The organism is Micromonospora sp. NPDC005173 (assembly GCF_040608515.1).
In the GTDB taxonomy this organism is placed as follows: domain Bacteria; phylum Actinomycetota; class Actinomycetes; order Mycobacteriales; family Micromonosporaceae; genus Micromonospora.
Map to the genome: position 1 here is coordinate 198,332 of NZ_JBEXIK010000006.1, position 22,488 is coordinate 220,819.

Annotated in this window: 9 protein-coding genes; all 9 read left to right on the plus strand. The window is 69.9% G+C overall.

Annotated elements, in window-relative coordinates:
- The first annotated feature begins 53 nt into the window (after positions 1–53).
- The 9 genes from drmD (at position 54) to ABZV00_RS10850 (ending at position 22,433) form a co-directional block, all read left to right on the plus strand.
- On the plus strand, positions 54–3,206 hold the full coding sequence (gene drmD, locus ABZV00_RS10810; RefSeq protein ID WP_355604172.1) for a DISARM system SNF2-like helicase DrmD: 3,153 nt from the start codon (positions 54–56) through the stop codon (positions 3,204–3,206).
- Positions 3,203–7,213: a type IIL restriction-modification enzyme MmeI gene (locus ABZV00_RS10815; RefSeq protein WP_355604175.1), complete on the plus strand. Its 4,011-nt coding sequence runs from the start codon at positions 3,203–3,205 to the stop codon at positions 7,211–7,213. Before drmD ends, ABZV00_RS10815 begins: the two co-directional genes overlap by 4 nt.
- Positions 7,213–11,052 carry a DISARM system helicase DrmA gene (gene drmA / locus ABZV00_RS10820; RefSeq protein WP_355604177.1) on the plus strand — a complete coding sequence of 1,280 codons (3,840 nt, stop codon included), beginning with the start codon at positions 7,213–7,215 and terminating at the stop codon, positions 11,050–11,052. Before ABZV00_RS10815 ends, drmA begins: the two co-directional genes overlap by 1 nt.
- Positions 11,052–12,947, plus strand: a complete 1,896-nt coding sequence (locus ABZV00_RS10825; RefSeq protein ID WP_355604180.1) for a DUF1998 domain-containing protein — start codon at positions 11,052–11,054, stop codon at positions 12,945–12,947. Before drmA ends, ABZV00_RS10825 begins: the two co-directional genes overlap by 1 nt.
- Positions 12,944–13,732 carry a DISARM system phospholipase D-like protein DrmC gene (gene drmC, locus ABZV00_RS10830; RefSeq protein WP_355604183.1) on the plus strand — a complete coding sequence of 263 codons (789 nt, stop codon included), beginning with the start codon at positions 12,944–12,946 and terminating at the stop codon, positions 13,730–13,732. Before ABZV00_RS10825 ends, drmC begins: the two co-directional genes overlap by 4 nt.
- Positions 13,729–15,705, plus strand: coding sequence for an N-6 DNA methylase (locus ABZV00_RS10835; RefSeq protein WP_355604186.1), 1,977 nt, complete (start codon positions 13,729–13,731; stop codon positions 15,703–15,705). Before drmC ends, ABZV00_RS10835 begins: the two co-directional genes overlap by 4 nt.
- A 33-nt stretch (positions 15,706–15,738) precedes the next feature.
- Entirely contained in the window at positions 15,739–17,319 is a 1,581-nt protein-coding gene (locus ABZV00_RS10840; RefSeq protein WP_355604189.1) for a serine/threonine-protein kinase, read from the plus strand.
- A 69-nt stretch (positions 17,320–17,388) separates the two neighbouring features.
- Positions 17,389–21,114 carry an AAA family ATPase gene (locus ABZV00_RS10845; protein WP_355604192.1) on the plus strand — a complete coding sequence of 1,242 codons (3,726 nt, stop codon included), beginning with the start codon at positions 17,389–17,391 and terminating at the stop codon, positions 21,112–21,114.
- A gap of 35 nt (positions 21,115–21,149) precedes the next feature.
- On the plus strand, positions 21,150–22,433 hold the full coding sequence (locus ABZV00_RS10850; RefSeq protein WP_355604195.1) for a VWA domain-containing protein: 1,284 nt from the start codon (positions 21,150–21,152) through the stop codon (positions 22,431–22,433).
- Positions 22,434–22,488 lie beyond the last annotated feature (55 nt).

The following is a 22,488-nucleotide window of genomic DNA, read 5'->3' on the forward strand; positions in this document are numbered from 1 at the left end:
CGGTTCTCTTGATCAAGTGGGGGCGAAGTGAACATGGGGGCACGATGCCGAGCGTGACGACGGCAGAGAAGCCGACGATCGGCGACCTGGTCGCGGTACGCGGCCAGCGGTGGGTGGTCAGCGATGTCCAGGACGGCGAGCACAGCAGCCTGGTCAGCCTGCAGAGCGTCGAGGACGGCCGCTACGGCCACACCCTCGACGTGATCTGGGAGGTGGAACCGGGCCGGCAGGTGCTGCCCAGCGGCTCGCTGCCGAACGTCGCCGAAGGCAAGTTCGACTCGCCGCAACGGCTGGCCGCCTTCCTCGACGCCGTCCGCTGGTCCGCGGTCACCTCGGCCGACGTGAAGACGCTGCAGGCGCCTTTCCGTTCCGGTGTCGCGATCGAGGACTACCAGCTCGAACCGGTCGCCCGCGCGGTCGACGCACCCCGCGTCAACCTGCTGCTCGCCGACGACGTGGGCCTCGGCAAGACCATCGAGGCCGGCCTCGTCGCCCAGGAACTGCTGCTGCGCCACCGCGCCCGCCGCATCATGATCGTCTGCCCGGCGGGTCTGACGTTGAAGTGGCAGGACGAGATGGCCGAGAAGTTCGGCCTCGACTTCACCATCATCGACTCGGAGCGCTGCGCGGCTGTCCGCCGCAGCCACGGCTCGGCGGCGAACCCGTTCGAGGTCTACCCGCTGAGCATCGTCAGCCTGCCCTGGCTGCGCGGCCAAAAGGCGCAGCGGCTGCTCGACGAGGTCCTGCCCGCCGACGGGCCGACCTATCCGCGCACGTTCGACCTGCTCATCCTGGACGAGGCGCACCACGTCGCCCCGGCCGCGCCGAAGCAGGTCTACGCCGTCGACTCCCAGCAGACCAAGCTGATCCGCCGGCTCGCCCCGCACTTCACCCACCGGCTGTTCCTGTCGGCCACCCCGCACAACGGCTACCAGGCCTCCTTCACCGCCCTGCTGGAGGTCCTCGACAACCAGCGGTTCGCCCGCGGCGTCAAGCCGGACCAGGCCGCGGTCAAGGAGACCGTCGTACGCCGGTTGAAGCGCGACATCGAGAACCCGGACGGCACCGCGCGCTTCGTGGAGCGGAAGGCCTCGGCGATCCCGGTCGCGTACCCGGACGACGAGCGGCAGATCCACGCCCTGCTCACCGAGTTTGCCGAGCTGCGCCGCAAGCGGCTCAACTCGCAGCGCGGCCGCAAGGCCACCGACCTGGTGACCCTGCTGTTGAAGAAGCGGCTCTTTTCCAGCCCGGCGGCGTTCGCCCACACCGTCCGCGTCTACCTGGAAACCCTGTCCACCAGGAAGGGCTCGCCCAGTCTGGCCGCCGGTGACGACGTGCCGGAGTGGATGGACGAGTTCCTGGACGACCTCGCCACCTACGACGACGAACAGCTCGCCGAGGCCGAGGACGACGCCCTCAACCGGGTCCGGCCGATGCAGCCGGACCCGACCTCCGACGAGACCGCCCTGCTGCAGAAGATGCTCGACTGGGCCGAGGCCAAGGAGGCGCAGCCCGACGCCAAGGCCCGCGAGCTGATCAACTATCTGGCCGCGGTCTGCAAGCCCGACGGCCGGCACTGGACCAACGAGCGCGTAGTGGTGTTCACCGAATACCGCGACACCCAGTCGTGGCTCGCGGACCTGCTCCGGCAGGAGGGCCTCGGCGGCGAAGGCCTCGCGCTGCTGCACGGCGGCACCCCGACCGACGAGCGGGAACAGATTCGCCTCGCCTTCCAGGCCGACCCCACCGACCGGCCGGTGCGCATCCTGCTGGCAACGGACGCCGCCAGCGAGGGCATCGACCTGCAGAACCACTGCCACCGGCTGGTCAACTACGACATCCCGTTCAACCCCAACAAGCTGGAGCAGCGGATCGGCCGGGTCGACCGGTACGGCCAGAAGATCGCCCCGGAGATCCAGCACTTCGTCGGCACTGGTTTCGGCAAACCCGTCGACTCCTTCGAGGCGGACCTGGAGTTCCTGTCCCGGGTCGCCACGAAGGTCGCCCGGATGGAGGAGGACCTCGGCTCCGTCAACGCCGTGCTCTCCGACGCCGTCCAGCGCCGCATGCTCGGTGAGCAGGTCGGAGTCGACATCGACAAGGCCGGCAAGGGCAAGACCGGCGGCAGCCTCCCGACCGAATCCAACCTGCGCGAGCAGGTCCGCCGGCTCCGCGCCGACCTGGACAAGACCGTCGAGGAGCTCGGCATCACCCCGCCGGCGGTCAAGCGGGTCGTCGACACCGCCCTGGAACTGGCCCGTCAGCAGCCGCTCGCCAAGCACACCGACGATAAGCATCTGTTCGACGGTCTCTACAGCGTGCCACCGTTGACCGGCTCCTGGCAGCGCGCCAGCGCCGGCCTCACCGCCAAGCTGCAGGACGACGACGAGCCACCCCGCCAACTGCCGGTCACCTTCGACCCGCAGGTGGCCAAGGGGGACCGCGACGGCATCGTCCTCGCCCACCTCAACCACCCCCTGGTCGCCATGTCGACCCGGCTGCTGCGCGCCGCCGTCTCCAACCCCGACATCGGCCTGCACCGGATCACCGCCGTCGTCAGCGACGACCCGACGCTGGAGGACGTGCTGGTCGGGGCCTACTCCCGGTTCGTGCTGGTCGGCGCGGACGGCGTCCGGCTGCACGAGGAGGTCCTCTATGCCGGCGGCTGGGCACCCGAGCAGGGCCGCTTCCGCCGGCTGGAGAACCTCGGCACCCTCGGCGGCATCCTCGACCGGGCGCTCACCACCGGGACGCCCGCGTCGCAGATCGTGCGGGACCGGCTCGCCGAGCGCTGGCCCCGGATCGCCGATGGTGTGCTCGCCGCGATCGACTGGCGGGCCAACACCCGGCGGGAGGCGCTGGAGCGCAAGCTGGCGCAGCGGCAGGAGGCCGAGGAGCAGCGGATCAGGCACAACCTCGACCAGTTCGCCGAGACCCTGCGTGGTGCCCTCGGCACGCCCGAGGAGGGCATCGGCGGGCAGGACTCCCTGTTCACGTCGGAGCAGCTCGTCGCGATGAGCAAGAGCAAGGAAGAACTCGCCCAGTACCGCAAGGACCGCCAATCCTGGGAGGAACGCTTGTCGGCCCTGCAAGCCGAGCGCGACCGCGAACTCGACGCGGTCGCCGCCCGCTACCGCGACCCGAAGCCCCACCGGTTCCCGGTCGCCGTGGTCTTCGTCGTACCGAAGCGGGAGGCCACCCGATGAGCCGCACCTTCCGCCGTCCCGCCCCCGACGGCGCCGAGCAGCACCGCAACTGGCTCAGCCTGGTCGAGGTCAACGGTCCGTTCCTCAGTCTGCCGGTGCTGCGCCGCACCTGGCCCACCCTCGACGCCCTCGACAAGAAGGCCCGGGAGCGGCTTCGCCAGGAGCACACCAGCTGGCAGGCCGACGCCGCCGAGGGCCAGCAGGCCTGGGTCGGGTACGTGCTGGGCGAGCTGCTCGGCTGGGGCGACACGCTGCACGAGAACGGCCTCGACTCGCTCGCCTACACCGTCGCCGAGCATGACACCGAGCTGCGGCCGTCGTTCGTGCTGGTCGAGCCGGGGGAGGAGGTCAAGCCGGACAGCGTACGGCTGCTCGGCCTCGTCTGCCCGGCCGGCCAGCAGCCGACCGCGCGCATCAAGGACTCCACCTGGGCCGCGACCCCGGCCGACCGGCTGGCTCACCTGTGCCGGCACCACAACATCGAGCTGGGCCTTGCCACCGACGGCCGCTGGTGGACGCTGGTCTGGGCGCCCCGCGGCGGCGTCACCTCCACCGCCACCTTCGACACCGTCTCCTGGCCAGAGGCGGCCGAGCGGGACGTCGTGCGGGCGTTCGTCTCGTTGCTGTCTCGGCGCCGGTTCTTCGGCGTGCCCGACGGCGAGCGGCTGGTGCCGCTGCTGCGGGACAGCCTGGGTAGCCAGGAGGAGATCACCGAAGCGCTCGGCGTCCAGGTCCGCCAAGCCGTCGAGCTGCTTGTTGCCGCGATCGGCCGGATCGACGTCCGCGAGCGGGAGCAGGGCGGGCGCGGCCTCGCGGACGTCGAGGCGCACGAGGTCTACCGCGGAGCGGTCGCGGTGATGATGCGAATTGTCTTCCTGCTCTTCGCCGAGGAACGCAAGCTGCTCCCCGCCGACAACGAGCTTTATGCGACGGCGTACTCAGCCGGGCGGCTCTGCGCCGAGCTGGAACAGCGGGCCACCGAGGGCAGCGAGGAGGACCTGGAGCACAGTTCCGCCGCTTGGCACCGGCTGCTCGCCCTGTTCAGCGCCGTCTACCAGGGCATCGACCACCCGCGCCTCAAGCTGCACGGCCACGACGGCTCGCTCTTCGACCCGGACAAGTACTCCTGGCTGCCGCTGACCATCGACGACCGCACCGTGCTCCACATGCTGCGCTCGGTGCAGTACGTCGAGGTCGGCACCGGCCGGTCGCGGGAGCGCCGCACGGTCAGCTTCCGCACTCTCGACGTCGAGCAGATCGGGTACGTCTACGAGGGCCTGCTCTCCTTCGAGGGCTTCCGCGCCGAGGACGTGACGGTCGGGCTGATCGGCAAGGAAGGGATGGAGGAGGAGGTCGCGCTCGCCGACCTGGAGGCGCTGCGCGACCGGCACCCCGACGTGCCGGCGCTGGCCAAGGCGCTCGCGGAGAAGTACAAGGACTCGAAGATCGGGTCGGTAGCGGCGCTGACCAAAAAGCTGGCGCCGCTGGACGGAGTGGAGCGCGAGGAGGCCCGCAAGAAGCTGCTCGCCGTCACCGGCGGCGACTACCAGCTCTCCGAGCGGCTCCTGCCGTTCTTCGGCCTCCTCCGTGAGGACCTGCGGGGCCTGCCCGTGGTGATCCTCCCCGGCGCGCTCTTCGTCACCGAGTCGGCGCTGCGCCGCAATACCGGCACCCATTACACGCCGCGCTTCCTCGCCGAGGAGGTGGTCGAGGGAGCGCTGGAGCCGCTGGTCTACCAACCCGGCCCATTGCAGACCGCGGACAAGTCGCAGTGGAAGCCGAAGTCCAGCAAGGAGATCCTGGCCCTCAAGGTTGCCGACATCGCCGTGGGCTCGGCGGCGTTCCTGGTCGCGGCGGCCCGCTACCTGGCCGGGCACCTGATCGAGGCGTGGTCGCGGGAGGGCGACGAGCGGGCGCTCGCCTACCAGCAGCGCGGCGTCGAACGGGCCGTGGACGCGGACGACGACCCGCTGGCCATCGAGGCGCGGCGACAGATCATCGAGCACTGTCTGTACGGGGTGGACATCAACCCGATGGCCGTGGAGATGGCGAAGCTGTCGCTATGGCTGGTGTCGATGGACCCGCAGCGACCCTTCACCTTCCTCGACGACCGCCTGGTCGCGGGCGACTCGCTGCTCGGTCTCGGCAACCGGTCGGTGCTCGCCGAGAGCGGCGGGCGTGACCTACGGCTGGACCGGGAACTGTCCGTGGCCTTAGACCTGCGGCGGCGGCTCGCCGCGCTGCCGGACAACCCAGAGAACCTGACGGAGAAGCGACGCCTCCTCGACGAGTCGCGCGCGATGCGGCGGCGGGCCGACGCCTACGCCGACCTGGTCGTCGGTGCGTCACTCGCCTCGGTGAAGCGTGGCCAGGACTCAATCATCATCGCCGAGCGGGTCGGCACGCTGGCCCAGCAACTGGCCCGCGGCGGCGACGTGGACCCCCTGGTCGAGCAGGCGCGGTCGTGGTTGGCTCTCGACCAGCCGGCGGGCGCGTTCGACCGGGACCCGTTGCACTGGCCCCTGGAGTTTCCTGAGGTCTTCGAGCAGGGTGGCTTCGACGCCATCGTGGGCAACCCACCCTTCCTCGGTGGAAAGAAGATCAGCGGCCCGTTGGGTGCGACCTACCGGGAATACCTTGTGAGGGTGCTCGGGCGCGGCGTGAAGGGAAACGCCGACCTGGTCGCCTACTTTCTGCTTCGGGCACACGACCTCCTCAATCCGTCGGGACAGAGCGGCTTGATTGCCACGAACACCCTGGCGCAGGGCGATACCCGCGAGGTGGGCCTCGATCAACTTGTCGCTGGCAAGGTCGCAATCCGCCAGGCGATCAAGAGCCGGCCCTGGCCGTCGCGGTCGGCAGTGCTGGAGTTTTGCGCCGTCTGGACCAGCCGGGCGGGTCTCGGCGCCAGCGCCAAGCAGTGCGTCGACGGGACGGTGGTCGCCGGCATCACACCGTCGCTGGACGCCGAATCGCGGGTAACCGGCAATCCGCACCGCCTGCAGAGCAACGCCGGCATCTCCTTCCAGGGCTCCATCGTGCTTGGGCTCGGCTTCATAATGGAGCCGGATGAGGCTGCCGCCCATATTGCACAAAACAGTCGGAACCAGGAGGTGTTGTTCCCCTACCTGAACGGCCAGGATCTCAATTCTCGGCCTGACTGCTCGGCTACCCGTTGGGTAATTAACTTCTTCGACTGGCCGGTGGAGAAGGCTCAGCAGTTCCAAGAGACCTTCGGGATTGTGGAGCGCAAAGTCAGGCCGGAGCGACAGCGGCGCAAACCCGACGGCAATTACGTGCTTCGGAAGCCCCTTCCAGACCGGTACTGGCACTTCGCCGATAAACGCCCTGCCCTTTACAGGTCAATCTCTGGGTTGGAGCGGGTCATCGTGATCGCACAAACCAGCCGGACTGTAATGCCGGCAATGGTTCCCAACGGACAAGTCTTCTCTCACGCGCTAGTCGTCTTCGCAACCGACGAACCAGCAATGCTGGCGTTGTTGTCCAGCGCGGTGCACTACTGCTGGGTCGTAAAGTATGCATCGAAGATTAAGGCTGATCAGCGGTACATTCCGTCAGATTCCTTCGAGACACTGCCGTTGCCGGAATTGACGTCGAACATGCGGCAACTCGGTAGCCGGCTCGACAAGAATCGGCGTGAGATCATGCTGGCTCGACAGGCGGGGCTAACGGCGACCTATAACCTGGTGTTCGATCCCGGTTGTAACGATGAGGACATTGTGGAGTTGCGGCGTATTCACCGGGCGATCGACGAGGCGACGTGCCGTTCCTACGGCTGGGACGACCTGGTGGAACAGGGCCTGGACCACGGCTTCCACAAGGCAGGCGCATACACCCGCTACACCATCGGGCCGGCCGTCCAGCGCGAAATCCTCGATCGCCTGCTGGAGTTGAACCATCAGCGCTATGGCGAGGAAGAGACACGAGGGCTGCACGACAAAAAGTCCGGCCGCAAGGCGAAGACCACCGCGGACGGGCTGTGGTGATGGTCGACGTACAGGGAGGGCTCTTCCCGCACCCCCGTGGCGAGCAGCAGGCGCTGTCACTGTCCGGCGTGGACGAGGCCGGCAAGCCCGCTCTGATCCCGCCGCTCGACGTGCCGCAGACGTTCCCCGAGGCCACCTCCTATCAGGTCCGCGATGAGTTGGAGGAGCTGATCGGGCGGGACCTGCTCGGCCCGTGGGACGGCGAGCACGAGGAGTTCCGCCCCGGCGCCATGGGTCCGCGCGAGCGCTACCTCGTCGGCATGCTGGGCCCGAAGCAGCGGCCGCGTGCGGAGCGGCGCGACTCGTCCGAGGTGCACGACGTGGACGCCGCCGTCCAGGGCGACGGCAGTGAGGCCGAGCTGCCCGAGGTGGTGACCCCGCAGAACCTCGGCAAGATGTGGGCCTCCTCGATGGGACTGTCGTTCGCGGTCGCCGGGGACACCGACGTGCTGGCGGTGACCGCCGAGTGGGGGCGCTACGACCTGCGTGAGTCCGAGGACGAGAGGGGCAAGAAGCGCCGCGTCTGGTACCGCGAGCCGGTCTCTTACGCTAAGGAGGCCCGGCTCGACGGCGACACCTCGTACCGGATTCCGCTCACCGTCCCCAACCAGGACGACCCGGGGGTGCACCTTTCCGTCGAGGTCCGGCCGCGCGACGGCCGGCGGGTCGTGCAGCTCGTGCTGATCAACACGCAGCTTGAGCCGGAGAGCAACGCCGACACCGCCTGGCTCTTCCAGTCCGCGCTGACGGTGACCGCGCTGAACGGCCACGCGGCCGTCTTCCTGCCGATCGACGACCCGCTCGACGGGGTCAAGGACATCGGCGACGGCCTGGAGGAGACGCACCTGCGGCTGCTCTACCGGTCGCAGCGCCGCTACGCCTCCGGCCGCAACGTCGCCGTCCACCCCTGGGTGCGCGACGGCGAGCGGTGCGCCCACAAGCTCTTCACCACCTGGCTGCCCACCTACAACGTGCCCGCCACGGTCGCCCCGGTGGGTAAGGGCACGCCGCTGGCCGGTGTCGAGCTGTCCATGGACGCCCTGGCCGCCGCCGACATCGACCGGCTCCGGACCGGGTTGGCGCCGCTCGCCGACGGGTACGAAGCGTGGCTCGACGAGGAGTCCGCGAAGATTCCCGACCTGCCCGATGCGCTCCGTGACGCCGCCGAGACCGCCGTCATCAACGGCGGCAAGGCGGCGAAGCGGATCCGTGCCGGGATCGCGCTGCTCACGAACCCAGAGGAAGAGAAGCACGCCGACGCGCTCGCCGCGTTCCGGTTCGCCAACGAGGCCATGGCGCTGCAGCGCCGGCACAGCGAGGTCGCCCGCCTCCGGGAGGAGCAGGGCCTGACGTACCCGGAGGCCAAGGCCGCCATCGACGCGCGCGGTGCCGCAGCCGCCTCCTGGCGGCCTTTCCAGCTCGCGTTCGTGCTGCTCAACTTGCCGTCGCTTACCGACCCGGCGCACTCCGACCGGGCCGCCAGTCGGGACGCGACAGTCGACCTGCTCTTCTTTCCGACCGGTGGTGGCAAGACCGAGGCCTACCTGGGCCTGACCGCGTTCACCTTCGCCATCCGCCGGCTTCAGGGCGTGGTCGGCTCTGGCGCGGACGCCCGCAGCGGCGAGGCAGGTGTCGCGGTGCTCATGCGCTACACGCTGCGGCTGCTCACCGCGCAGCAGTTCCAGCGGGCCGCGGCGCTGATCTGCGCCGCCGAGGTGCTGCGCCAGCGTGACGAGAGCACCTGGGGCAAGGAGCCGTTCCGCATCGGGCTTTGGGTCGGCGGTGGCGTCTCGCCGAACTGGTTCGACGAGGCGGCCGAGCAGATCGCCGAGGCGCGCGAGGCCGGTCATGGCAAATTCACCAACGTCCTGCAGACGCTGAGCTGCCCGTGGTGCGGGTCGAAGCTGCGCGCCGAGCGGGACCTGGAGCCGAAGGAGGATCTGCGCCGCGTCCTGCTGTTCTGCGCCGAGGCCGAGGGCGTCGACGCCTGCCCGTTCTCCCGCACCCGCAGCAGCGAGGGCCTGCCGATCCTCACGGTTGACGAGGAGATCTACCGGTACGCCCCCAGCCTGGTCATCGCCACCGTCGACAAGCTCGCCCAGCTGCCGTGGCGTGGGTTCGCCGGCCTGCTCTTCGGGCGAGTGCGCGAGCGCTGCCCCCGGCACGGCTACCGACACGACGACCTCGACCAGCGCACCAACTGCAGCAACCGACACAACAAGAAGGGCAGCCTGGAGGCAGTCACCAGCCAGCCGGTGATCCGGCTGCGTCCGCCGGACCTGATCATCCAGGACGAGCTGCACCTCATCTCCGGGGCGCTCGGCACCGTGGTCGGCCTCTTCGAGGCAGCGGTCGACCAGCTCTGCACCTGGCCGCTGCCGGACGGCGGCGAGGCCGGGCCGAAGATCGTTGCCTCCACGGCCACGACCAAGCGGGCCCGGGAGCAGGTGCTCGGCGTATTCGGGCGGGACCTGGCGGTGTTCCCGCCGCCGGTCATCGACATCACCGACACGTTCTTCAGCGAGCAGGTGCCGGTCACCGTCGCGAACCCGGGCCGCCGGTACCTCGGTGTCTGCGCCCACGGCGTACGCATGAAGTCCGCCGAGATCCGGGTCGCGGAGATCCTGCTGCTCGCCGGACAGACCCTGTTCGACAGGTACGGCAAGCCCGCCGACCCGTACATGACGACGGTCGGCTACTTCAGCGCCACCCGGGAGTTGGCCGGCATGCGCCGCCTGCTGGACGACGACGTGACCACGCGTGTCCGCACCCACGGCCGGCGTAAGGACCTCTCCGATCGGCTCGTCGGCCCGAGCATGCTCAACGTGCAGGAGCTGACGTCCCGGATCTCGTCCGGCGACATCAGCGAGGTGCTCAAGCGGCTGGAGATCGGCTTTGACCCAGAGATCGACACGACCGCCCGGCGGAAGGCCATCTTCGAGGACATGCGGGAGGCCATGAAGGCCAAGACCGCCTCCAACCCGCGACTCAACCTGCACCCGGTGACCGACCGCTTCTACAAGCGGCAGAACGAGGGCCAGCTTCCGGTCGACGCGGTGCTGGCCACGTCGATGCTCCAGGTCGGGGTGGACGTGTCCCGGTTCGGCCTCATGGTGGTCACCGGCCAGCCGAAGAACACCGCCGAGTACATCCAGGCGTCCTCCCGGGTCGGTCGGGACGCCCGCCGGCCCGGGCTGGTGGTCACGCTCTACAACTGGACCCGGCCCCGGGACCTCGCCCACTACGAGGACTTCGAGTACTACCACGCCACCTTCTACCGCCAGGTGGAGGCGCTGTCCGTCACCCCGTACACCCGTCGGGCGCTGGACCGGCAGACCACCGCGACCCTGGTCGCGGCCGTGCGCAACGCAGAGGAGAGCTTCTCCCGCAACACCGACGCGCAGGACGTGCCGCTCGACGGCCCCGAGGTGCAGCGCGTCGTCGACCGGTTCCTCCAGCGGGCCGAGGACATTGCCGGCAACCGCGGCCGGGACTACCTCTCCGAGCGCATCAACCGGCTGCGGGACCTGTGGAACGAGCGGAAGACCGGCTCGGTGCGGCTCGGCTACGCCGACGGGACCTTCAAGCAGCAGAAGCTGGCCGGCCTGCTCACCGTTGCCGGCGGCGAGCGGTGGACCGACCTGACGGTCGGGCAGTCCATGCGGGAGACCGAGAACGAGATCAACCTGGTGCTGCCGGCTGGCGACAAAATCTTCGACCCGCAGTACGGGGCACCGGAGTGGTCATTCGGGCCGCCGCCGCGTGACGACGTGCGGGATGAGGACCTGCCGGACGGGGACGAGCTGGGCGAGTCAACCCTCGCGGGGAAGGGGAACTGATGGCGGGCAAGCACTTCCGGCGGGTCGGCTCGGTCCGCCCCAGCCACCTGATGTTCACCACCGGTGTCGGCGCGATCGTCGACCTGCCGAACTTCTCCGTACTCGTGCGTGGCCTCGACGACTGGAACCACACCGCGGTGCCCGACTGGGAGCCGATCGCCGAGCCCCGGCTCCTCGCCGCCGTGCGCAAGCTGCTCAAGCAGAAGTCCGTGAAGGAGCTGCGGCCGGCGCCGTGGATGGACGGCGCCGACCAGCAGCCCAACGGCCCAGCGGCCAAGGTCGGCGTGCCGGTCACGCCCTTCCCCGGCTGGCTGCGCTGCACCGCCTGCGACGAACTGGCCCCGATCGACGGAGGGGTCTTCGGGTTCGAGAACGCCAAGGCCCGCAAGCCGCACGAGGCGCGGTTCTTCCACACGGTGTGCGGGCGCAAGAAGTCGGGCCGGCGGCCCATGGCGGTGGCGGCCCGGTTCGTGCTGGCCTGCACCGCCGGTCACCTCGACGACTTCCCGTACGCCCAGTACGTGCACCAGGGTGGCAACTGTCCCAACGCCAGCCACCCGAAGCTGCGGATGGACGACCGGGGCGGCAACCTCGGCGCCAACGTCGAGATCAGGTGCGTGCCGTGCGGCGCCCGCCGCAACATGAAGGAGGTGCTCGGCCAGCGCGGCGCGGAGAAGCTGCCCCGCTGCCGGGGCCGCCGGGCCCACCTGGGCGACTTCGGGCCGGGAGAGTGCACCGGCGAGCTGAAGCTGCTGGTGGTCGGTGCGTCCAACCAATGGTTCGCGCAGACGCTCTCCGCGCTCGCCGTGCCGCGCACCGGTGCCAGCGAGCTGCAGACCAAGGTCGAACAGCACTGGTCGACCTTCGAAAAGATGGAGAGCGTCGCGTTCCTGCCCTTCGCCCGCTCCGCCGTGCCGGCGCTGCGTGAGTTCGAGCGGTGGACCGACCAGCAACTCTGGGCGGCCATCGAGCGGCACCGCAGCGGACCGAAGGGTGACGAGGACGAGAAGGGCTACCCGGATCTGCACACACCGGAGTGGGAGATCTTCTCCGCCGGGGAGCTGCCGCCCGCCACTCCTGACTTCACGTTGCGGCGGGACCCGAACGGCGTGCCGGGCGAGCTGAAGGAAATCTACGCCGACGTCATCCAGGCCGAGCGGCTGCGCGAGGTGCGGGCGCTGGTCGGCTTCACCCGCCTCGACGCCCCCGACCCGATGGACCCCGACCTCGTCTGGCGAGCACCGCTGTCCAAGGCCACGGCGACCTGGGTGCCGGCCAGCGAGGTACGCGGCGAGGGCATCTTCCTCCGGCTTCCCGAGGACCTGCTGGTCGACTGGGAGCGGCGGGTCACCGCCACCGAAGCCATGGAAACGCACCGGGAGGCGTACGGGCGGTTCCGGGAGAGCCGCTACTCCGGTCGTGTCCGGGGCGGCTTCGAGCGGATGAAGCACTGGCCGGGGGAGCGGTACCTCGCCCTGCACACCCTGTCGCACCTGCTGATCCGCACCATCGCCCTGGAATGCGGCTACAGCTCGGCCAGCTTGTCGGAGCGGATCTACACGAGCACCCCGGACGACCCGCGCTCCGGGATTCTCATCTACACGGCGGTGCCGGACGCGGAGGGAACACTCGGTGGTCTGGTGTCGCTCGCCGAGCACGACGCGCTGGTCCGGTTGACCCGGCGGGCACTGTCCGACGCGATGCACTGCTCGTCGGATCCGCTCTGCGCCGAGCGGCTCCCGCACTACCCGGAGGACTTCCTGCACGGGGCCGCCTGCCACGTCTGCCTGTTCGTCTCCGAGACGACCTGCGAGCGCGGCAACCGATTCCTGGACCGGCGATTCGTCGTACCGATCGACAAGCCGGACCTGGCGCTCTTCCCCGAGCTGCCATGACCTGGCGCCCGGCGTTCGAGGCGGCGGCCGAGGCCGCGGTGCACCGGCTTGGGCCGGCGCACCTGCGGGTGCTGGCCGACCGGCTCGGCGACGGCTGGCCGGAGCAGGCACTGCGGCATGCCGTCCCGGTGCCCGGCTTCGCCGAGACGGCCGGGGCGGTGCTCGCCGCCCAGCGGACATCGGGGGTGCCGGGAGTGGAGGCGGCGGCCTACCTGCGCGGGCTGGCGGCCGGCCACGCGCAGCGGTCGGCGGCGGTGCGGATCGAGTCGGTGTGGAGCGGGCCGAGCACCCACCCGGTGCCGGTCCGCGCCACCGCCCAGGTGCTCATCGACCTGGTTACCGAGGCCCGCACCGAGCTGCTGTTGATGACCTACTCGGCCACGAAATACCCGCCGCTGATGGCGGCGCTGGCGTCGGCGGTCGATCGGGGCGTGGCCGTCACCGTCCTCGTCGAGACGCTGGACGGCGCTCGTGGGGCGCTCAACGGTGCCGAACCAGCGGCGGCATTTGCCGACGTGCCGGGCGTGCAGGTGTGGCACTGGCCGGTCGAGCAGCGGGTCGAGGACCGGGCGAAGATGCACGCCAAGATCGCGGTCGCCGACCGGCGGCTTCTGCTTGTCTCAAGCGCCAACCTGACCCAGTCGGGTGTCAACAAGAACATCGAGGCCGGCTTGCTGGTGCATGGCGGGACGGCGCCGCAACGCGCGGCCGAACACATCGCCGAACTCCAGAGCCGAGGGGTGCTGACCCGGTTTCCGGTGACGAGTCGGGGAGGTGGCCGGTGACCGGGCGGGACGGCGCGACCGTTGCCAGCGGCGATATCGCCCGGCTGGCAGGTGTCGGCCGTGCGGCGGTCAGCAACTGGCGACGTCGTTTCGCGGACTTTCCCCAGCCGGTGGGCGGCAGTTCGGCGAGCCCGCTGTACGCGTTGCCGGACGTGGAGGGGTGGCTCACCCGGCACGGCAAGCCGTACGACGTCAGGCCGGTGGACCGGTTGTGGCAGTCGCTGCGTGGCGCCGCGGCCGACCGCGAGCTGGGTGATCGGATCGGGAATGTCGGCGGATTTCTGGTCGCCGTTGAGCGGGAACCCGAGCGGTGGAAGGCCCTGGCCGACCAGCCGAACCCGGTCGTCATGGCGAACCTCGTCGACCTGCTCCGCAGCGTCGTCCCGGAGTTCGACACCCTCCTCACGGACATGCCGGACGAGGACTCGCTCACCATCGTCCGGCTCGCCGGCGAAGCCGCCGAGCGGGACAGTGGTGCCGCGGTCTTCGACTTCCTCTGTGAGCGATACCTCGAGGTCCACTCCCGCCGACACACGGTCACCCCGTCGTGGGTGGCCAACCTCATGATCACGTTGACCGGCGCGGCCGGCGGACGGCTGCTCGACCCGGCCTGCGGAATCGGCACCCTGCTGGTAGCCGGACGGGCCGCTGGCGCCACCGAACTGTCCGGGCAGGAGATCAACCTGACCGCCGCCCGGCTGAGCGTCGCCCGCCTGCTCCTGCAGGGTGCTGGCGCGCGGCTCGCCGTCGGTGACTCCCTGCGGCGCGACGCCTTCGCGAACGAGATGTTCGACGCCGTGGTGTGCAACCCGCCGTTCGCGGAGCGCTCCTGGGGCCACGACGAGCTCACCAACGACCCCCGCTGGACGTATGGGATGCCGCCCCGGGGCGAGCCGGAACTGGCCTGGCTTCAGCACTGCCTCGCCCACCTGAGGCCTGGCGGAGGCGCGGCGATCCTGATGCCGGCCGCCGCGGCGAGCCGTCGGTCCGGCCGTCGCATCCGGGCGAACCTGCTCCGCTCCGGCGCGCTCCGGGCGGTCATCAGCCTGCCCGGATCGGGTACGACCGCGCCCGGCGGCCCGGACCTGTGGGTGCTGCGCCGCCCCGACGGCACGGACCACGCGCACGTGCTGCTGCTCGACGCCACGGCCGACCGCGACAGGATCGAGGACGGGTGGCGGTCGTTCCTCGCCGACCCGGAGGCCCGCCAGGCGGGCCCGGGCGCCTCGGTCCGCATCCTCGATCTGCTCGACGAGCACGTCGACCTCACCCCCTCCCGGCACCTCGTCGGGAGCGCCGCAGCCCCTGTCACGCTGGCGTTTGGGCCGACCCGGACCCGGCTGTACGCGGCGGCCAGGACCGTCGCCGACACCCTGCCCGACCTGACCACCCGGGACGCCCCCGAGCCGCCGCCGACGACCACCATCGGCGAACTGGCCAGGGCCGGTGCGGTGTCCATCCGTCAGGCACCGATGGGGATGGCCACGGACCGGGGCGACCTGCCGGTTCTCACGGTCAAGGACGTTCGCCTCGGTCGCCCACCCTCCGGGACCGGCAGTGCCGGCCTCGGCTCAATCGAGCTACGGCGTGGCGACGTGGTCGCACTGCCCCCCAGCCGGCACGCGGCGGTCCGAGTGCTCACCGAGGACGGGAACCTGCTCGGCCCGCAACTCCTTCTGTTCCGGGTCGATCCGGAGCGGCTCGACCCTCAGTTCCTGGCCGGGTTCCTCCGCATCGCACAGTCGGCAACAACTCGCACCTCCTCGGGCTCCGCCCGCACCGATTTCCACCGGGCATCGCTGCTCCGGCTGCCGATCGACGCGCAACGCGAGTATGGCGAGGCGTTCCAGATGCTGTCGGCCTTCCAACAGACGGTGCGGGAAACGGCGGAACTCGCGGAGTCCTTCGTGGCACTAGGATTCGCAGGTCTCGCTGACGGCAGGCTACGACCGGGCGGAGCAGCGGGTGAATAGCGTGCCCATGGCTGTGGGGGCAGGGGAGAGGCTGTGTCGGGGCGAACGCTGAGCAACGGGCGATACGAGCTGGAAAAGTTCCCTCTCGCCCGCGGCGGCATGGGTGAGGTCTGGCTGGGGCGGGACACGAAGCTCGACCGGGAGATCGCGGTCAAGTTCATCCGGTTCCCTGACGGCGCCCGGGACGACGAGCACATCCGTCGCTTCGTCCGGGAGTCCCGCATCACCGCCCGGCTGGAACATCCTGGCGTGCCGGCCGTCTACGACGTGGGGGTCGACCACGACGGTCGCCCCTTCCTGGTGATGCAGCGCATCCGCGGGATCAGCATCGCCGACCTCGTCGCCGAGCAGGGTGCCTTGCCCATCGGCTGGGCGGCGGCGATCGCGGCCCAGGTCTGCGCGGTGCTCGCCGCCGCCCACCGCGCGTCGCTGGTGCACCGTGATCTCAAGCCGAGCAATCTCATGCTCGAGCCGGACGGACGGGTGAAGGTCCTCGACTTCGGGCTCGCGGTGGCGCCGACCCTCGCCGACTTCTCCAGGATCACCCACACCGGGCAGCCCCTGGGCACCCCCGCCTACATGGCTCCGGAACAGGTCGAGGCAAACGTCAGCAGCCCCGCGACCGACCTCTACGCGCTCGGCTGCACCCTGCACGAGATGCTTTCCGGCGGGCACCTCTTCACCGGCTCGACGTCCTACTCGGTGATGAGCAAGCAGGTCAAGGAGCAGCCACCGGCACTCCGCTCACTCCGCGCCGACGTGCCGCCGGGTCTGGAACGGTTGGTGCTCGACCTGCTGGAAAAGAAGCCCCAGTCCCGTCCCTCGAGCGCCGAGGCTGTCTACGACCGGCTGCTGCCCTTCGCCGCCGACCTCGGCCCGCTACCGGGCGCGCTCGGCTCGCCGTCGGCCGCGAGCCCGGTCCGGATGTACGCGCGTGTTCTCAGCCGGGTCTTCGCCGAGGTGACCGGCACACCACCCGCGCCGTCCCCCACGCCCCCAGAGTCCGCTACGCCGGCCCTCCCGGAAGAAACTGAATCGCGTCCGGACCGGCTCAACCGGAGCGACCTGGACCGGGCCCGCAGCGAAGCCCACGAACTGGTCCGGCAGTCCCGTTACAGCCAGGCCGCGGAGGTGCTGGCCGAGGTGGCCGGGCCGGCCAGCCGTACGTTCGGCGGCACCGACCGTGACGTGGTGAGCCTGCGCTTCGAGCTGGCCAACGTGCTGTTCGAGGGCGGGGACTACCACCGCGCAGCGCCCGCGTACCACGAGCTCGCCGTCGACCTCGCCGCCGCCGACGGTACGCAGACCGACCTGCTGTTGCGCTGCCGCCTGCAGGAGGCGACCTGCCAGGCGTTGACCGGCCAGACGAGTCAGGCGCTTCGGCAGCTCAACGACCTGCTGCAGGACGAGCGCCAGGTGTACGGCGACGACGACCGGCGAACCCTCGAACTGCGCCGCCAGATCGGCCTGCTGCAACTTGGCGCCGGGCAGCGACAGGCCGCTGAGAAGACCCTGTCGGCGCTGCTCGCCGACCTCAAGCGCCTGGGCAACGCCGCGAACCCGAGCACCACCGAGATTGCCGACCTGCTCGCCTCGCTGCGCCGGTCGCAATAACGCCGCAGGCACCCCGCCACACGACCACAGCCCGCCGTCGTCACCGACGGCACGGAACGAGGAGGCGCCATGAACGAGCCGGCCCGGGCGATCGAACACATCTCCATCCGGGTGCCATGGCACGACGCCGGCTGGAACGGCACCGTCTGCGCCGACCCGCACGGCAACGGCACCTGTGTGCTGCTGAAGAACATCGGCCAGCGCCGGCACGACGACCACGAGCAGCACCTGGCCGGCAGCGACATCGCCGACCTGCCCCTCGCGGACGCGCCGCCGTGCGTCGCGGAACGGGCCACCTTCATGTCCCCGCGGGTCATCCCGTTCCAGCGCCAGCACCCCTTCACGCAGAAGTCGCCGGCGTTCGCCACCTTCCAGCTCACCCAGCAGCCGATAGCGGCGTACACCGCCCAAGCGGTGCCGTTCCGCTGGATGTCCCGGGAAGGCGCGAAGAAGATCAACGAACAGCGCAAACTCGGGCTGCGCCCAGAGCTTGAGGAGCAGGTGGACGAGATCACCGGCTGGGACAACTCCACCTGGATGATGCACGGCGACAACCAGCGCACCATTCTCGAAGGCTTCTTCGGCACCGTGCGGCCCGAGTCGAGTCTCGTCTTCTTCTACGCCAAGCACAGCCCGCTGAGCGACGACCCCCGTCGGCTCCTGGTCGGCGCTGCCCTCGTCACCGACGTCACCCCCACCGGCGCCTACCGCAGCAGCGGCGGCGAGCGGTTCCCGGCACAGATGTGGGAAACCAACGTCTCGCACTCGCTGCGCCCGGACCAGCAGCGGGGATTCCTCATGCCGTACCAGGCGCTGCTCGCCGCCCGGGACGACCGGGGCATCGACATCACGGATGCCCTGGCCTTCGCGCCGGAAGGGGGCTGGGAGGCATTCTCGTACGTGACCGAGCACGTCAGCCACGACCTGGCCATCGACGCGCTGCTCGCCCTGATGGCGGCGGGCCGCACCGCGCAGCGGCTGCTCGGAACCGCGGCGGGACCCCTGGGCTTCGACTGGCTGGAGGGGCAGCTCAACCGGCTATGGAAGCTGCGGGGGCCCCGGCCCGGGCTGGCCAGCGTGCTGGCCGCCTTCGGCGTTCCGCAGTCGGTGACCTTCGCCCACACGGTTGCCGCCGCAGGCGGTCCCGACGCGGACCCATGGCTGACTCTCGAGCAGGCGATGGCAGACCCCGACCGGCTCGGGATCGCCGCGAAGAGCCACCTGACGTCCACCGTCCGCGCCACCTGGAAGGCGCTCAGGCCGGAGCGGCGGAAGCTGCTTGAGCTGCTGAGCCGCTTCTCGTTGACCCGAGAGCAGGCCGAACGGTTCTTTGTCGTCGAGGAACGCGATCCCGCATTGACCGACGAGCAGATCACCGCCAACCCGTACCGGCTGTTCGAGGCCGACCGCCACCAACCCGACGCCGTACCCTTCACCATCATCGACCGGGGCTGCTTCCCGGACGCCTCCGTCGCCTCCGAGCACCCACTCCCCACCCCCAGCGCCATGTCGGACCCCCTCGACGCCCGCCGGGTGAGCGCCCTCATCGTCGACGAACTGCAGCGAGCGAAGGCAGCGGGGCACACGCTCCAGCCCCAGGCCGATGTCGTCACCAGCATCAGGGCCCGAACGCTCAGCGTGCCCTGCCCAGTGACGGGCGATGTCCTCGACGCCCACCAGCTCTCCGCCGACACTTTGCCGCCGCAGGGTCCGCTCGCCGGCGTGATGCTGTCCAACGGAATGCCGGCCTTGCAGCTCACCGAATTGGCCGAGGTCGGCGCCGTCATTCGCAAGGAGGTCGAGCGGCGGCTCAAGGCACCGTCGATCGCCGACCTGCCGGACTTCGTGCGGCGACTCGATGACCTGCTCGGCCCGATCCGCGTCGACCTGTCCGCAGAGGAGCGAGACGCCGAGACGCGGGCACGGGCGGAGAAGGTGGCCGCTCTCAACACCCTGTACTCCTCACGGGTCAGCGTGCTGATCGGCTCAGCCGGAACCGGCAAGACCACGCTGCTCCAGGTGCTGCGGCACATGGAGACCGTCGCCGCGGGCGGCGTCCTTCTGGTCGCCCCGACCGGGAAAGCTCGGGTGCAACTGGCGCAGCGCGTGGAGGCGGAGGCCGTCACCCTCGCGCAGTTCCTCATCGCCACCAAGCGGTACAACCCATGGACCGAGCGCTACCTGGTGACTGGGGACGTCCAGACCCGCGCCAAGAACTACAAGACGATCGTGGTCGACGAAGCGTCCATGCTCACCGAGGAGCAACTCGCGGCGCTGTTCGACGCGGTCACCGGTGTGCAACGCCTGATCCTCGTCGGCGACCCCCGACAACTCCCGCCGATCGGCGCCGGCCGCCCGTTCGTCGACATCGTTCGGCGTCTCGCACCCGAGGACATCGCCACCCGGAGCCCTCGCTGCGCCCCCGGCTATGCGGAACTCACGATTCCTCGGCGGCAGGTCGGACAGGACCGCGACGACCTGGTGCTCGCGAGCTGGTTCGCCGACGGTGAGCTGTCACCGGCCGCCGACCTCGTCTGGGAACGGCTGCGAGCCGGCGAGCAGTTGCCGACCCTGCGGGCGGTGCGCTATGACCGGGCTGAGCTTTTCGTCACCCTGCTCGCGGTGCTGCGGGAAGAGATCCCGGAGCTGCGGGAGGCCTCCGACGAGCAGCTGGCAGCCGCCTTCGGCGGCAGCTACGGCGGCGTCATCTCCGCCAGGGGCAATCTTTATTTCCCCGGTGGCGCGGCGAAGAAGGCCGATGCCTGGCAGATCCTCTCCCCGGTCCGCGGCCGGGGGTGGGGCACCACGGAGATCAACCGGGCGCTCAAGGACGCGTTCGGGACGTGGGCACTCGACCAGGCAACCGGCCCGAGGCGCTGGAACGCCAAGCCGATCGGTCCCGAGCGGATCGTGGTCGGTGACAAGGTGATCAACATCCGCAACCACCAGTTCAAGCAGTCACGGATCTACCCGAGGGACGCGGAGCGCTTCGTCGCCAACGGTGAGCTCGGCGTGGTGGTCGGCCAGACCCGCTCCAAGTGGGTCACCTGGCCGCCGAACAAGACCGAGATCGAATTCAGCGGGCGCAGCGGCGTCAAGTACGACTACTACGACTGGTCCGACGATGGTGACGCTCCCATGCTGGAACTGGCCTGGGCCATCACCATCCACAAGGCGCAGGGCAGCGAATTCGACATGACGGTCGTGGTGCTGCCCGCGGACCGCGGCGGCCTGAGCCGCGAGTTGCTCTACACCGCCCTGACCCGTCAGCGGGGAAAAGTGATCCTGCTGCACGAGGAGGACCTCGACGAGGTCGCCAAGCTGGGCTCCGCCGTCTATTCCGACACCGCCAGCCGGCTGACCAACCTCTTCGTCGCCTCCGAGCCGATTCAGGTCGGCGATGCTGTCATCGACCGCGGTCTCGTGCACCGAACCGCCCGCGGGGAGCTGGTCCGGAGCAAGAGTGAGCTGCTCATCGCCAATCTCCTGGACGAGCTGGGGTTGGCCTACGACTACGAATCGCCCTTCACCGGCGAAGACGGCCGGACGGTCCGACCGGACTTCACCATCCTGACCGACCTGGGCGAGACCGTCATCTGGGAGCACCTCGGCATGCTCTCCGACCCGCGCTACGCCTCGAAGTGGGCGCTGAAGAAGGAGTGGTACGCCGCGAACGGGATCCTCCCCGATCAGGACGGCGGCGGCAGCAGAGGCAAGCTCGTGACCACCGATGACATCCGCGGGGTTGACTACCCCGCTTGGCGCAGCCTGGCGCAGAAAGTGTTCGGTCTCTGATCGCTCGCTCCGCTCATTCCCTCAAGGAGACCACCATGCACATCGCGGCTCATCTCGATCTTGACTTGCTGGCGCTCGAGACGGACAACCAACTCGCTGTCCTCATCGAGTTGACCGCCCCGTCCGCACCGGCTTCCACTACCGCTCGGCCCGCGTCCACCCTCCAGGTAGTGCTCGACCGCAGCGGCTCGATGGCCGGTGACCGGATCGACGGCGCGAAGGCGGCACTCATCGGTCTGATCGACAAGCTCAATCCCAGCGACAACTTCGGCCTGGTCGCATTCGACGACCGGGTAGAGGTGACGGTTGCGGCAGGGCCGCTCACTGACAAGGAGGCGGTGAAACGCGCGATCGCCCAGCTCAGCGCGCGCGGCAGCACAGACCTGTCCGCCGGTTACCTGCGTGGGCTACAGGAGGCCGGGCGGGTCACCGGCGCGGCCGGGGCGACCGTGCTGCTCATCTCCGACGGGCACGCCAACGCCGGCGTCACCGACCCCGACAGGTTGGGCGGCATCGCCGCCAAGGCCCACGCCGAGAACATCACCACGTCGACGCTCGGCTACGGACTCGGTTACGACGAGCGGCTCATGTCGGCGATCGCCCGGGGCGGGTCCGGCAACGAACTGTTCGCCGAGGAACCCGACAGCGCCGGCGCGCTCATAGCTGGCGAGGTCGACGGCCTGCTCTCCCAGGCCGCCCAGGCGGCTTCGTTGCTGGTCAAGACCTCACCTCAGGTACGCGCGGTCCAGGTCGTCAACGACATGCCGGTGACGGTGACCGACGACGGACTTCTCGTCGAGCTGGGCAGCTTCTACGCGGATGAGGCCCGCAAACTGCTGCTGACCTTCGACGTTCCCGCCATCGCCGGGCTCGGCCTGGCTCAGGTCGCCACGTGCCAGTTCACGTGGGTTGAGTTGCCCGACCTCGCTCAGCACACTCTCACCGTGCCGCTGCACGTCAACGTCGTCCCCGGCGACCAAGCCGCAGGGCGGATCCCCGATCCGACCGTGCGTACGGAGTTGGTCTATCTCCAACTGCAGCAGGCGAAGCGCCGCGCGTCCGGCCACCTCAGCGCCGGTGCCCCCACCGCTGCCCTCACCGAGATCCGTCAGGCACAGGCTGCCCTGTCCGAGGCCTTGCCCGCCGCCCCGCCTCAGCTGCACGACGATCTGGCCGAAGAGGCGGCCGCTCTCGCCTACCTTGCCGATCAGACGGAGAACGGCATGATCGCGAGGGCTGCAAAGTACTCATCCATGGATGCTGCCTACAAGTCGGGCAAGCGCGGCCGAAGCCGGCCGCCGTCGAGTGAGGCGAACTGACCATGGCGTCGGAAGGACGATGGGCGGACAACGATGTGTGCGTCGTGGTGGAACT